General features: G+C 69.9%; 16 protein-coding genes. 8 read left to right on the forward strand and 8 right to left on the reverse strand.

Features of this window, described 5'->3' with window-relative positions; all coding sequences use genetic code 11:
• Positions 1-105: 105 nt before the first annotated feature.
• Positions 106-675, reverse strand: a complete 570-nt coding sequence (locus ACIHFB_RS27315; protein ID WP_365282826.1) for a GNAT family N-acetyltransferase — start codon at positions 673-675, stop codon at positions 106-108.
• Between the two features lie 270 nt (positions 676-945).
• Here ACIHFB_RS27315 and ACIHFB_RS27320 point away from each other — a divergent pair, with 270 nt between their 5' ends.
• The gene (locus tag ACIHFB_RS27320; protein WP_400128197.1) at positions 946-2,055 is read left to right on the forward strand and encodes a hypothetical protein; all 1,110 of its coding nucleotides are present in this window, start codon (positions 946-948) and stop codon (positions 2,053-2,055) included.
• A gap of 20 nt (positions 2,056-2,075) precedes the next feature.
• Here the strand turns inward: ACIHFB_RS27320 and ACIHFB_RS27325 are convergent, their stop codons facing one another.
• The gene (locus tag ACIHFB_RS27325) at positions 2,076-3,068 is read right to left on the reverse strand and encodes a hypothetical protein (protein WP_365282824.1); all 993 of its coding nucleotides are present in this window, start codon (positions 3,066-3,068) and stop codon (positions 2,076-2,078) included.
• 201 nt (positions 3,069-3,269) lie between these two features.
• Between ACIHFB_RS27325 and ACIHFB_RS27330 the strand changes: the two genes are divergently transcribed.
• The 3 genes from ACIHFB_RS27330 to tgmB all read left to right on the forward strand — a co-directional run bounded on the left by ACIHFB_RS27330 (position 3,270) and on the right by tgmB (position 4,929).
• Positions 3,270-3,566 (forward strand): YkvA family protein, encoded by a 297-nt coding sequence (locus ACIHFB_RS27330; RefSeq protein WP_365282823.1) that lies wholly within the window; start codon positions 3,270-3,272, stop codon positions 3,564-3,566.
• A 177-nt stretch (positions 3,567-3,743) separates the two neighbouring features.
• The gene (gene tgmA / locus ACIHFB_RS27335) at positions 3,744-3,935 is read left to right on the forward strand and encodes a putative ATP-grasp-modified RiPP (RefSeq protein ID WP_210594334.1); all 192 of its coding nucleotides are present in this window, start codon (positions 3,744-3,746) and stop codon (positions 3,933-3,935) included.
• A 16-nt stretch (positions 3,936-3,951) separates the two neighbouring features.
• A complete protein-coding gene (gene tgmB, locus ACIHFB_RS27340) occupies positions 3,952-4,929 on the forward strand; it encodes an ATP-grasp ribosomal peptide maturase (protein WP_365282822.1) in 978 nt (325 codons plus the stop codon).
• Between the two features lie 30 nt (positions 4,930-4,959).
• Here tgmB and ACIHFB_RS27345 read toward each other — a convergent pair whose 3' ends face one another.
• Together ACIHFB_RS27345 and ACIHFB_RS27350 are read right to left on the reverse strand one after the other, a co-directional pair.
• The gene (locus tag ACIHFB_RS27345; RefSeq protein ID WP_365282821.1) at positions 4,960-5,181 is read right to left on the reverse strand and encodes a hypothetical protein; all 222 of its coding nucleotides are present in this window, start codon (positions 5,179-5,181) and stop codon (positions 4,960-4,962) included.
• Between the two features lie 103 nt (positions 5,182-5,284).
• On the reverse strand, positions 5,285-5,755 hold the full coding sequence (locus ACIHFB_RS27350) for a hypothetical protein (RefSeq protein ID WP_365282820.1): 471 nt from the start codon (positions 5,753-5,755) through the stop codon (positions 5,285-5,287).
• A 176-nt stretch (positions 5,756-5,931) separates the two neighbouring features.
• Between ACIHFB_RS27350 and ACIHFB_RS27355 the strand changes: the two genes are divergently transcribed.
• The gene (locus ACIHFB_RS27355; protein WP_365282819.1) at positions 5,932-6,894 is read left to right on the forward strand and encodes a helix-turn-helix domain-containing protein; all 963 of its coding nucleotides are present in this window, start codon (positions 5,932-5,934) and stop codon (positions 6,892-6,894) included.
• 26 nt (positions 6,895-6,920) lie between these two features.
• Here the strand turns inward: ACIHFB_RS27355 and ACIHFB_RS27360 are convergent, their stop codons facing one another.
• Positions 6,921-7,175 (reverse strand): DUF5133 domain-containing protein, encoded by a 255-nt coding sequence (locus tag ACIHFB_RS27360; protein WP_365282818.1) that lies wholly within the window; start codon positions 7,173-7,175, stop codon positions 6,921-6,923.
• A 244-nt stretch (positions 7,176-7,419) separates the two neighbouring features.
• On the opposite strand from ACIHFB_RS27360, the gene ACIHFB_RS27365 reads away from it, so the two are divergent.
• On the forward strand, positions 7,420-7,776 hold the full coding sequence (locus ACIHFB_RS27365; protein ID WP_365282817.1) for a hypothetical protein: 357 nt from the start codon (positions 7,420-7,422) through the stop codon (positions 7,774-7,776).
• Positions 7,777-7,787: 11 nt separating this feature from the next.
• Here ACIHFB_RS27365 and ACIHFB_RS27370 read toward each other — a convergent pair whose 3' ends face one another.
• Both ACIHFB_RS27370 and ACIHFB_RS27375 read right to left on the reverse strand, forming a co-directional pair.
• Entirely contained in the window at positions 7,788-9,557 is a 1,770-nt protein-coding gene (locus ACIHFB_RS27370; protein WP_365282816.1) for an ABC transporter ATP-binding protein, read from the reverse strand.
• A 115-nt stretch (positions 9,558-9,672) separates the two neighbouring features.
• On the reverse strand, positions 9,673-10,131 hold the full coding sequence (locus ACIHFB_RS27375) for a hypothetical protein (protein WP_365282977.1): 459 nt from the start codon (positions 10,129-10,131) through the stop codon (positions 9,673-9,675).
• A gap of 279 nt (positions 10,132-10,410) precedes the next feature.
• Here ACIHFB_RS27375 and ACIHFB_RS27380 point away from each other — a divergent pair, with 279 nt between their 5' ends.
• Positions 10,411-10,641 (forward strand): DUF397 domain-containing protein, encoded by a 231-nt coding sequence (locus tag ACIHFB_RS27380; protein WP_365282815.1) that lies wholly within the window; start codon positions 10,411-10,413, stop codon positions 10,639-10,641.
• A gap of 95 nt (positions 10,642-10,736) precedes the next feature.
• Positions 10,737-11,660, forward strand: a complete 924-nt coding sequence (locus ACIHFB_RS27385) for a helix-turn-helix domain-containing protein (RefSeq protein ID WP_400128198.1) — start codon at positions 10,737-10,739, stop codon at positions 11,658-11,660.
• Between the two features lie 39 nt (positions 11,661-11,699).
• Here the strand turns inward: ACIHFB_RS27385 and ACIHFB_RS27390 are convergent, their stop codons facing one another.
• Positions 11,700-12,518 (reverse strand): SAM-dependent methyltransferase, encoded by an 819-nt coding sequence (locus ACIHFB_RS27390; RefSeq protein WP_400128199.1) that lies wholly within the window; start codon positions 12,516-12,518, stop codon positions 11,700-11,702.
• Positions 12,519-12,591: the final 73 nt, after the last annotated feature.

A 12,591-nucleotide genomic window follows, 5' to 3' on the forward strand; every position in this document is an offset into this window, starting at 1 on the left:
GGCGGGGCGCGGGGGGGGGGGGGGGGCCCCCGGGGGGTGGGGGGGGGGGGGGGGCGGGGGGCCCCCCCACCCCCGACCACCGCCGTCGATGACGAAACCCTCGGGTCAGGCCACGGTCCTGGCCACCACCCAGTGGTTCTTGCCCAGGCGCCGGGTGCGGGTGAAGCCCTGGGTCTCGAACATCGCCACCGTGCCGTTGTGCAGGAACGAGGCGGACACCGAGCGGCCGTCGGTGTCCTCGGGGAAGCTCTCGACGGTTCCGCCGCCGAGGCGTGCGATCTCGGCGAGGGCGCCTTCGAGTGCGGTGGCGGCGACTCCTCTGTGGCGATGGGCACGGTCCACGAAGAAGCAGGTGATCCGCCAGTCCGGAAGGCCGTCCAGGCCCTGGAGGTACGCGCGACGGTGCTTGATGCGCGGCAGTTCGTCGGTCGGGCCGAACTGGCACCAGCCCACACAGGCCGCACCGTCGTACACCAGGGCGGCGTGCGCCCGGCCGTCCCGGACCCGGGTCTCCTTGTCGGAGCGGTTCTGCTCCGCGGTCCTGGTGCGGCCCACGCCCTCGGCGTGGAAGGCCATGCACCAGCACCCGCCCCAGACGCCGTTGTGACGCTCGACCGGCGCCGCGAAGTCCGGCCAGCTGGCTGTGTCCAGAGGCCGTACCCGCAAGCCCGTCATGATCTGCTCCGTCGCCGACGGGGGGGTGGCGAACAGGACCCGCCCCAATGCGGATGGTGGGCAGGCCCTGTTCACCGGGAGTCATTGTCATGGCCGGGCCTGATCCGGGCCATGAGTGAACGGTGGCGTCCCGAAGTGCGTCACTCACACCCCGAGTGCGCGCCACGCCTCCCGTGCGCCCACGCGCGGGCGCGACCCCGCGTGATCCGACTCGACCTACGGCGACGATACTGGTACAAGCACGCTCTCACCCCGCACACAGATGGACTCATGACGACCTCCCCCACCGTCCACCCCACGGTCCCGCCCACGGTGTGGCTCACTCGCGGCCGCTACGCCGGACCCGACGCGGAAGCCGTTCTCCGGCTCACGCTCCGGCGGCGCAAGGAGAGCGAGGCCCTGGACGACTACCTGGACGTCACCGAGAACTCCTCCGAGGGGGTCTTCGAGGCCCGCTGGCAGGTCGCCGACGCCGTGACCGTACGGGCCCGGCTGACGCTCACCCCCGGTTCCGAGGCCGGACGGGAGTGGGTTCTGGTCGCGGAGGCGGAACGGGCGTGGGACCCCGACTGGCCCTCGCCGGTCACCATGTTCTGGCCCGAGACCCCGGATGCCGCGTGGGACCACGAGCCGGTCACGGGACTGCGCTTCCGGGACGCCAACCGCCTGCCCGCGGACGACAAGGCCCTGCGGCGCGTCCTGCGGGACTCCGTGCGGGGCAGCTGGAGCATCGACGTCATCGTCCACGAGGCCATGACCCCGGACGAGCGCGGACTGCTCCCGCTGACCCGGCTGCTGCCGCCGAGCCTGCGGCACTGCGTGGTCGAGCACCGTGCCGCGCCCCAGCAGCTGCGCGCCCTGAACTGGGCCGTGCGGGAGTTCGGTGTGGAGGTACCGCGCGGCGGTGCCCTCGTACTGCCCAAGGCGTCGCCCCCCACCGGGGACGACGCCCAGGACCTGACCGTACGCAGCGTCTTCCTGGACGGTTCGGAGCCCGCCGAACTGCTCGACACGGTGACCCGGTACGCCGCGCTCGCCAGGCCGATGCCCGACGGCGCCGACCCGGCCCTCTCCGCGCTCCGGGAGAAGTGGCGGCTGCTGACGCTCGAGGAAGAGCTCGCCCGTGAGCGCAAGCTGGTGGCCATGTACGCCGACGCACTCGACGCCATGACGAAGTCCCGGGATCTGTACCGGGAGGCGGCCGAGCGCGCGGGCGAGGCACTGGCCGCCTATCGGGAATCGTCCGGCTCGACGCCCCAGGAACCCGTTGCGCCCGACGCGCAGACCGGCTCTCCGCTCCAGCATCTGACGCGCACGTTCGAGCGGCTCAAGGGCACTCCTTGGACGCGGCGGCGTGACAACGGAGACGACGCCGGCTGAGTCCCCGGAGGAGGTCGGCGTCAGTCCGCCGTACGGTTCGCCTCCGCCATCGCCCGTGCCACCGAGCCGGCGTCGGGCGACTGTGCCGCCAGGTGCACCAACAGGGCGATCAGAGCGGCCAGTGATGCGCACACGGCGGCCAGACCGGTGACCCAGCTCGGTGCGAGCGTGAGATCCAGCGCCCGGGACAGGTCCACCGACTGCAACCGGCCCTCCAAGGACTGGGCCACGGCCAGCGCCGCCGGGCCCACGACGGCCACCGCCAGCACGGGCAGCCCGGCCCGCGCGGACACCAGGACGGCACCGATGAGGCACAGCCCCGACACGCCGAGAGCGAAGCCGTACACGCCCAGGGAGGCGCCGTCGCGGCCGGTCGGGAACCAGAGAAGTCCGCAGAGGGCGAGGGACACGGCGGAGAGCCGACTCGGCCACCGGGGAGCCCTGTTGGCCAGGGGCGCCCGGTCGCGGGACGGAGGAGCGGCCCGATGGGCCACTTCGTTCTCCGGTCCGTGGCCGAGCTGCGGCCGTTCGGACGGCTCGTCCACGGGTTCCGCGCGGCGTGCGACGGCCAGCCGCCCGATCAGCTCCACGAGATCCTCGACGGGCCGCCCGCTCGCGGCGGCCCGTACCGCCTCCTGACCGCAGTGCGGTTCCAGGGGTGCCCGGTGCAACAGGTCCATCAGCCGGGTCACCTCCTCGACCGGGCGCGACCCTGCCGCGGCGCGGATCGCCTCGTCCGCGCTGGCGACATCGCGCGGCGGCCGGGTCAGCAGGGTGACGAGTCGGGTGACGTCCTCCACCGACCGGTTCACTCCCACCGCACGGAGGGCGTCCACCGTGGCCTGCGCGTACTGGGGCGACTGCTCCAACAGCGTGATGAGATGGACGACCTCCTCCAGGGACCGGTCGGCCACGGCGGCCTGCACGAGACCGCTGAGGGGGTCGCCGTACCGAACCCCGGTGAAGGGTATGGCCGGTTCGTTCGAACCGGGGGATGCAGAGCTGGTCGTCATGGTCGGCTCCCTGGGAAGAGTGCGGTTGACCTCGCGCCCCCGATGCGCGACATACGACGTATTGCTGACCATTTCTAGGCGCCCGCGCCGCACCCTGCCACTCAGGTGGGCCACAGGTATGACCTGGTTGCCCCCGGCATGCGATACAAGCGCCGCAAACGGGATATCCGCATAGAGGGAAGCGCACCGCGAGGAGGACCCGTGGATTCGACCACCGAATGGATCGTCCTGGCCGCGGTCCTTGCGGCGGCCCTGCTCACCGTCGCCATCGGATTGCTGATGCGGCTGGTCCGGGCCAGGCGCGCCCTGCGTGAGGCCGGGCTGCCGACCGGGCCGCGCTGGGTGTTCTGGGGCGCCCTGATCTACTTCGTGCTGCCCGCCGACCTCGTGCCCGACCCGGTCTACCTGGACGACATCGGCGTACTGCTTCTCGCTCTGCGCTCCCTGCGCGCGCCCCTCAGCGCTTCGCGCGCCGACCGCCGGGATGGTCCTGCCTGAACCCGAGGACGCGTTTTCGCGTCTCATGAACGGGAACTGACTGTGATTACGCAGCGTAAGGAAACCATTCACTCGTTCGATTCGTATAAGTCTCTGGAAGGCGAAGGAAATCGGCGGACCATGCTTTGCCGCCAGCCGACCGCAGCTGATCGGCACAGCACCGACGAGGGAGAGACGATGCAACCGTTCGCGCTCAACTACGCACGTCCGGCAGCAGAGTTGGAAGCCACCACTCCGTATGCCTATGACTCCGGACTGCAGTTGAACGTGCTCATGGACGGGCGGATAGCCGCCCGGGATCTCGCTCTGCTGAGAGAACTGGGGACCACGACGTCGACCGCGGGCTCGAAGACTCACTTCGACGATTGAACATGGACCGGCGACGATGACCGTCCTGATCCTGACCTGTGAAGCCGATGTGACAGCAGACCTGGTGGTGGTGCACCTCCACACGTCCGAGATACCGGTGGTCCGGCTCGACCCTGCCGATCTGATCGGGGAGGTCGCGCTGTCCGGGGAGTATGTGCACGGTGTGTTCCGCGGCCATCTGTCGGCCGGGGGACGGTTGGTGAGCATCAACGGCGTGCGTTCGATCTGGGTGCGCAGGCCGGGGACTCCGGCCACGCGGGCCCCCGCACCGTCGGCCTGGCTCACCGAGGAGGCCTCGCAGGCTTTGTACGGCATGCTCCGCGGGTCGGGAGCGCGCTGGATGAACCACCCGGACGCGGCGCGCAGGGCCCGCCACAAGCCCTGGCAGCTCCGGCTGGCCCAGCGCTGCGGTCTGCCCGTTCCGGCCACGCTGATCACGACGTTTCCGCAGGCCGCCCGCGAATTCTCCGAGCGCTACCCCGATCTGGTCGTCAAGCCGGTCTCCGGGGCGCACCCGCAGGATCCGCCGCGGGCGGTGCCGACCAGCCGGGTGGCACCGGGCACGGACTTCGCGGCCGTCGCGTTCGGACCGACCCTGCTGCAACGGCGGGTCGCCAAAAGGGCCGACATCCGCCTCACGGTCGTCGGCGACCGGATGTTCGCCGCCCGCAAGCCGACCACCGGCGACACCGACCATGTGGACGTACGCTTCGCCCCCTCGGACTCCCCGTGGTGCGCCGCAGATGTTCCGCCGCGGGTCGCCGCGGCCGTCCGCATCTACCTCCGCGAAGCGGAACTGTCCTACGGCGCCTTCGACTTCGCAGAGGATGCCGACGGCACGTGGTGGTTCCTGGAGTGCAACCAGTCGGGGCAGTTCGGCTTCGTCGAGGTGGACACCGGTCAGCCGATCGCCCGCAGCATCGCGGACTGGCTGGCACAACCGGGTCCGGAACAGCACACACAGGTCAACGGCGCGAACAGGGCGGTTTCTTGAGGGTCTTGACGGGCCCGACGACCCTGACGGTCAGCGCGACCTGGGTCCGGGCGGCAGGGCCGAGCGTTGCCACCCCGCGCCCGGGTGTGACTGGCGTTGCTCCAGGCCGGGTTGGTGTCCTTGGGAGGACTGAAGTGGCCGCATCGCGAACTCCAGTTCCCTGCTGACGCGTTCGGCCTCCCTGCGGGCCTGGGAGGGTACGTCGCCGCGCTCCGCGACGAGCCGGTCGTAGATGGGGGAATCCTGGAACACCCGTCAACGTGCCTTTCGTGTCATGGCCCATGCGTATGGGCACGACTGCCGAGTGTAAGCGCAGGGGCACACGGGGGTGTGAAATCCGCGTGGGGACTTGACGTCAGGCGCCGGTGGTGGATCCGGGCCGAATGATCATGAGGACGGTGACCGTCGCCCACAGGAGATTGAAGATCCCGGTGAACATGGCGAGTTGGGCCGTGTGCGCACGCTCCACGGGCCGGTTCGCGCTCAGTTCGTCGAGGAGCTCGTCCTGGCGGGGCAGGACGAAGGCGACCAGGACACCCGCGGCCGCGGCGGTCAGCGCCATGGAGGTGATCAGCCAGCCGTCACCCAGTACGCCCATCGCGGCGGCCGTGGCGAACCCCAGCAACGGCACTGCCAGTCCGATCCCCGAGTACAGACGGCAGATGCGGTGCAGCAACCGCACGGTGCTCACCCCTGCCGGATCCGACCCCTCACCGCCCGCGTGGACGCGGCGTGCGGCCGGCGGGAACATGCTGGCCGCGACGGTGACGGGGCCGACCGCGACGATGGCTGCGAGGACGTGCAGGGACAGCAGGAACTTGGTCATCGAGGGGAGTCCAGGATCGAAGGGCCTCGGGCTCCGTCCACGTTATGGATCTTCGCGGTGACCGCACAGGGGCTGGAATGACAGCTTTCAACGGATTCTCGCCAAGCCGCTCACCAGGTGATTGATCCTGCACCCTGGTGGACCCTGGTGGCGGGAATCCGTCTATCGTGGCTTTCATGCACAGCGTGGCGATCCTGGTCCTCGACGAAGTGGTGCCGTTCGACATGGCGACACCTCTTCAGGTCTTCGGGCTGACGCGGCTGCCGGACGGCCGCCACCCCTACCGGGTCCGGTTGTGTGCCGAGTCCCCGGACGTGCGCACGCACGGTTTCGCGCTACGGGTCGACGTGGGGCTGGAGGCGCTGGCGGAGGCCGACACCGTCATCGTGCCGGGCTGCGCCGAGGGCGCGCCGCCCCCTTCCGCCCGGGTGATCACGGCGCTGCGGCAGGCGGCGCAGGCCGGCACCCGGATCGCGTCGGTGTGCGTCGGCGCCTTCGTGCTGGCGGAGACCGGGCTCCTGGACGGACAGCGAGCCACCACCCACTGGGTGGCCGCCGACGTACTGGCGCAGCGTTTCCCGGACATCAAGGTGGAGCCGGACGTGCTGTACGTCGACAACGGCCAGCTCCTCACCTCGGCCGGCGCCGCCGCGGGCCTCGACATGTGCCTGCACATGATCCGGCAGGACCTGGGCTCGGCCGTCGCCGCGGACGCCGCCCGGCTGTCCGTCATGCCGCTGGAACGGGAGGGCGGGCAGGCCCAGTTCATCGTGCACGAACACCCGCCCGTGCCGCGCGGCTCGACACTGGAGCCCCTCCTGGAGTGGATCGAGGACAACCTCGGCCACGAGATCACCCTGTCCGCGCTGGCAGCTCGCTCCGGGATGAGCGAACGCACCTTCAGCCGGCGCTTCCGGGAGCAGACGGGCACGACACCGCTGCAATGGCTGTTGCGCGCGCGGGTGCGGCGGGCGCAGTACCTGCTGGAGAGCAGCGACCATCCGGTCGAGCGGGTGGCACAGCTGGCGGGCTTCGGTTCGGCGACCGCGTTCCGGGAGCGGTTCCGCAAAGTGGTCGGCACCAGTCCGCAGTCGTATCGCACGTCCTTCAACGGGAAGTCCGCGGCGGCGCGTCCGTAGCCCGGCGGGCGGGGGCCGCCACCTCGTCAGACGGCCAGCCTGACGCCGCCTTCCGGCTGAGCCGACGTGCCGTCGCCGACCGACCGCGCCATGGCCAGCAGCGTGTCCGCCTTGGCGACCGCGATGTCGACGTCCTTGGTGCCCATCAGGACGCAGAGCGTGAAACTGACGTCCTCCAGCTCGCGTGCCGGCGCCGGCCTCGCCCGCTGTGCCTGCTCGATCCGCAGTGACGCATAGCGAGTCAGCAGCTTTCTGACGGCCTTCGGGTCCGGAACCAGCACGAAATGCCCCTCTCTCTGGTATTCATCGCGTATGCCCGGACCGTGGCAGACCATGCGCATCTCCCGTAACACGGCTCGGACTTGACGAAATGCTGTCGCTTCCCGCCCGACTGCCGCTCGAATCCGACCTGCGCAGTGACGGATGCCCCAGCAACCTACGATCTGCCCGAAACCACCCGCTTCCCCACGCGGCCATGGGCAGTTGAGCAGAAGGCATCCCTCTCCGCATGAACGGTGTACGCCCATGCATGTCTCGCATCGCCTGCTCTGCGCGCTGTACGTCCTCACCAGCACGGGACTCGCCTGGACCGCGGTCCTCGAACTCCTCCACGGCCCCGTGTGGGCGGCGTTGCTGTTCGCGGCCGCCAGTCTCGTCCCGGTCATCGCCGTCCTACGCGAAACGGTCCTGCACGACGAGCGCCGCACCGTCGCCGCGCTGCTCTCCCGGGCGGCAGCCCTGCACGGGCGGATCGCCGACGCCGCCGAAGAGATCGTCCGTACCGAACTGCACGCCGCATGCTGCGAGCGCTGGTGGACCAGCTGCGGCACCGACCACGATGTGTCCTGCCCGCACCGGATCCCACGGAGCAGTGCCGCCTGACGGCCGCGGCGTCAGGCGACCTGTCCGCTGTGCAGCGCGGTGTACTCACCGCCCCGGCACAGGAGTTCCTCGTGCGTGCCGATCTCCCGGATCCGGCCGTCCCGCATCACCACGATCCGGTCCGCGCCCCGCACGGTGGACAGCCGGTGCGCCACCACGAACGTGGTGCGTCCACGCAGCAGCCGGGCGAGCGCCTGCTGGACCAGCGCCTCCGACCGGGTGTCCAGCGCCGAGGTCGCCTCGTCGAGGACGAGCACCTTGGGGTCCCGGATCAGGGCCCGGGCGATGGCGAGGCGCTGCCGCTGCCCACCGGACAGCCGGGCGCCACGCTCGCCGACCACGGTGTCCAGTCCCTGCGGCATCCGGTCGACGAACTCCAGCGCATTGGCGTCACGCAGCGCCGCCCGCACCTTCTTCTCGTCGACCTCGTCCATGCCGTACGCCACGTTCTCCCGGACGGTGCCGTCGAAGAGGATCGACTCCTGCGGCACCACGGAGACGAAACGCCGGTAGGTGCGCAGGTCGAGGCTGTTCATGTCGACCCCGTCGAGCAGCAGCCGGCCCGATGTCGGCCGGATGAACCCGATGACGAGGTTGAGGACGGTGGACTTGCCCGCGCCGGACGCCCCGACGAGCGCGATGGTCTCGCCCGGCGCGACCGAGAGTGAGAAGTCCCCTACGGCGGGCCGGTCGCCGTCGTCGTACGCAAGAGAGACGCTCTCGAAGGTGACGTCCCCGCGTAGTGAGGTCAGTTCGGACTTGCCCTCGTTGTCCTCGAGTTCGGGAGCCTGGAGCACCTCACCGACCGAGCGGACGGACTCGAGCCCCTTGGTGATGACCGGGGCGAGTCCTGCCAACGTTGTCGTGGAGTTGGTGAGCGTCGTCAGGAAGGCGCTGAGCATCACGACGTCGCCGGCGGTGACGCCCCAGACGTCGTAGTACGACACCAGCGCGGCGCCGGCGAGGACGAGCACCCCGACCACGTTCAGGACCACCCAGGCCAGTGAGCCGAAGCGGCCGTTGACGAGATCGAGTCGCATGCCGGAGGTCAGCAGCCGGGACAGGGTGCCGTCCATGCGGCGCAGCGCCTTGCCCTCCAGGCCATGGGCCCGGGTCACGGGGATGAGACGGGTCATCTCGGTGACCCGGGAGGAAAGGGTCTCGACCTCGTGGCGGAAGTGCTCGTTGTGGGTGCGCAGCCGGGCCCTCAGCCGGGCCACGAGGAGCGCCGCGGCGGGTACGACGACGAGGAAGACCGGGACGAACTCGGGGGTGCGGATGGCGATGATGACCAGGCCGCCGACGAGCACGGTGGTCGCCCCGAGGCCGACCTCAGCGGTCTGCTGCACCATCTGCTCGACGGTCTCCACGTCGCGCACGACCTTGGCCTGGAGCACCCCGGCGCTGACGCGGGAGTGGTAGCCGATGGACAGCTGCTGCATGCGGGTGCACAGCGCGGAGCGCAGCGTGGTCCCCATACGGCGGACGCTGCCGTACAGAAGCCGTACGTACAGCACGTGCAGGGGGTAGTTGACCGCCAGGATCAACAGGATGATGCCGGTGCTGGTCCAGAGACGGCTGATCGACTGGTGCTGGACGACGGTGTCGATGATGGACGCGGTGATCAGGGGCAGCAGCCAGACCGGGCTGTGCTTGACCGTGAAGACGCCGACCGCCGCGGCGAGACGGCGGCGGTCGGCGCGGAGCAGGTAGGCGAGGGTGCGAATCGGGTGTTCGCCCCGGTAGCGATGGTCGAGCGGTCTCTCCAACGACGAAGCCATGGATGGCTCTACTTCCCTGGTGGCTGGTGACGGTGCGGCGGGCAAGCGCTTTCTTCCCCGGCGCTTCCTTCCCCGGCCGACCAGAGCTACACCAAGCCATACGGGATCGCTGCGATCAGGCGCCTATGGCCCGTGCCAGCTCCGTCGTGGCCTGGGCGATCTCGGTGTCCTCGTCGTCCATCAGGTGCCGCAGGTCGCCGCGGCGGGCGCGTACGGCCTGCCGGGCCTGGCGCTCCCACACGACGTGGTTCTCGCGATGGTGGAGCAGCTTCGGGTAGACGGCCGCGGTGCTCTCCCACTGGCGGGCGTCGGCGATACTCCGGAGCAGCTGGATGATCTGTGCGCGGCAGGTCACATGGGGAAGTTGGGCGAGCTCCCACAGGAAGGGGACGGTGGCCGCCGTCGCCTGTTCCACCACGAATCCGTACTGGCAGATGCGCCTGCGCAGATCGTCGAGCGCGGAGCGGGCGGTGGCCGCGTCACCCCAGGCGACGCTGTTGAGAAGCAGCGGGATGGCGGCGGCCGAGCCGGTGGAGTCCTTGATCTCACACCACTGCACCCGCCCCACCGCCATCAGGGGCGCGATGCTCGCCACGCCCGTGGGCTGCACGTCGCGGCCTGTTGCCTCGCTCGACGTGTGGCGTGGTCGGTCCGCAGGTGATGACACGGCATCTCCCCGATGCGACATCAGAAGTCGGCGCCGGATGCAGGGTTGACGCCGCAGCTATTATCCACAACGAACGGCTCCTCGTGCAATTGCACGGGAAATTGCGTGAGGATTGAGCCAGAGCGGGTAGGACCGACACGGTGCGCCACAGACACGGCGTGGATCGTGAACAGCAAGGAGACTTCAGTGCCACCAGTACACAACGGAGTGCGGGCCAGTTCGTTGGACGCCCGCTGGATCAAGAGCCGGCACAGCAATGCCGAGGGCAACTGCGTGGAGATCGCCGCTCTGGTCGACGGTGGCGTAGCGCTGCGCAACTCACGCGATCCCGACGGTCCCGCACTGGTCTACACGGCTGCCGAGTTGGCGGCCTTCCTGGCCGGCGCGAAGGACGGCGAGTTCGACCAGCTGCTGTAGCCCGGACGGCCAACTCCCTTGCTGCCACAGGCATGCCAGGGGAACATCGGGTGCGATAGGGTGAATCGCCCTCATGCCGGTCTGCAGGAGTCAGGATGTCAGCCGAGTCGCATCGCATCTCCCTGCTCGAACCCTATCTCGACCGGCCGGAGCCCGCGCCGACTCTGTTGAAAATGCTGGTCGGTGTGCAGCTGGCGGGCTTCCGTGAGGACGCCGGACTCGCCCAGGACCAGGCGGCACGGGCCCTGGGCTTCAGCCCCGCCAAGCTCTCGCGCATCGAGGCGGGCAAGGGCCGCCGTCCCCCGGCCGAGAGCGACGTCCGCGCACTGCTGGAGCTGTACGGCACGGACGACTACGAAGCCTCGGTGCTGCTCAAGCTGTTGCACCGCGCCGGTGAGCCGGGCTGGTGGCAGCGCTACGACAAGCGCCTGATGCCCGAGTGGTTCGACCGGCTGGTGGGACTCCAGGAGGCGGCGGCCGCGATCCGTACGTTCGAGATCCAGTACGTCCCGGGTCTGTTGCAGACGCCGGAGTACACCCGGGCGGTGGTGCGGCGGGGTCTGCCGACCGCGCCCTCGGCCGAGGTACGGCGCCGGGTGGAACTCCGCACGCGGCGGACGGAGCTGCTCCAGCGGGGAGCGGATGCTCCGCAGCTGTGGGCGGTGATCGACGAATCGGTGCTGCTGCGCGTCCTGGGCAGTGTGGACGTCATGCGCGAGCAGCTCGCGCATCTGGTCGAGATGGCTCAGCGCTCGAACGTGACCGTGCAGATCGTGCCGCTGGACGTGACGAACGCTTCGGCGCCCGCCATCCCGATCACGTATCTCCGCTTCGGCGGTCTCGATCTGCCCGACGTCGTCTACCTGGAGCACATAAGGAGCGCCAACTTCCTGGAGGACCAGGACGAGACGGAGGAGTACCGGCTCGCCCTGGACCGGCTGGCCGACGAGGCGCTCACGCCCCGGGCCTCACTGGAGTTGCTGCGGAAGACGATGGAGCAGCGCTACCCCAAGGCCTGACCGGACCGGCCGCTGGACCGGTCCGGTGACTGATCGACGTCAGGGGAGGCGGCCGACGCCGCCGAACTCGATCCATTCGTGGGTGAGCTGACGGGGTGCCACCTCGGAGTCGGGCCGCCAGGTGGACACCTCCACGAGACCCGGCTCAAGGATCTCCAGGCCCTCGAACAGTGCGGCCACATCCTGCTCCTGGCGCACCCGGCCCCAATGGCCCTGGGTCGCCTTGTCCATGAAGTCGGTGACGAAGGCCCGCACTTCGGGGTCCTCGCTGACCAGCTGGCACATGACCAGGAAGCTGCCGGGCGCCAGTCGCGCGGCCACGCGGCGGGCCACGGCGAGCGGGCCGTCCGTGTCACTGTCCGGGATGCAGTGCATCACCGAGTTGAAGAGCACGGCGACCGGCTGGGAGAAGTCGATCAGACGCTGGGTGTCGGGGTGGGCGAAGATGGCGTCGGTCTCACGCATGTCCGCGTGGATGACGGTGGTGCGCTCGTCCTGCTCCAGCAGTGCCCGGCCGTGGACCAGCACCATGGGGTCGTTGTCGACGTAGACCACGTGGGAGTCGGGGTCCACGCGCTGGGCGACCTGGTGCACGTTGTCCTGGGTGGGCAGGCCGGATCCGTGGTCCAGGAACTGGCGGATTCCGTGCTCCTCGGCCAGCGTCCGTACGACGCGCTGGAGGAAGCGCCGGTTGTTGACGGCGAGCCGACGGGTGCTGGGCACTACCTTGTCGAGTTCTTCGCAGGCCGCGCGGTCGGCGGCGTAGTTGTCCTTGCCGCCCAGATAATGGTCGTACATCCGGGCGGCCGTCGGTACGTCGGCGTCGATCGACGTGGACAGCTGCTTGTCGGTGTGCATCGTTCCCCCGGCCTCGTTGCCGCGCCAACTTCACTGGCCTGACTGGGAGTCCATCCTAGGGACCTGGCTTCCA

This window comes from Streptomyces sp. NPDC051963 (assembly GCF_044593495.1).
In the GTDB taxonomy this organism is placed as follows: Bacteria; Actinomycetota; Actinomycetes; order Streptomycetales; family Streptomycetaceae; genus Streptomyces.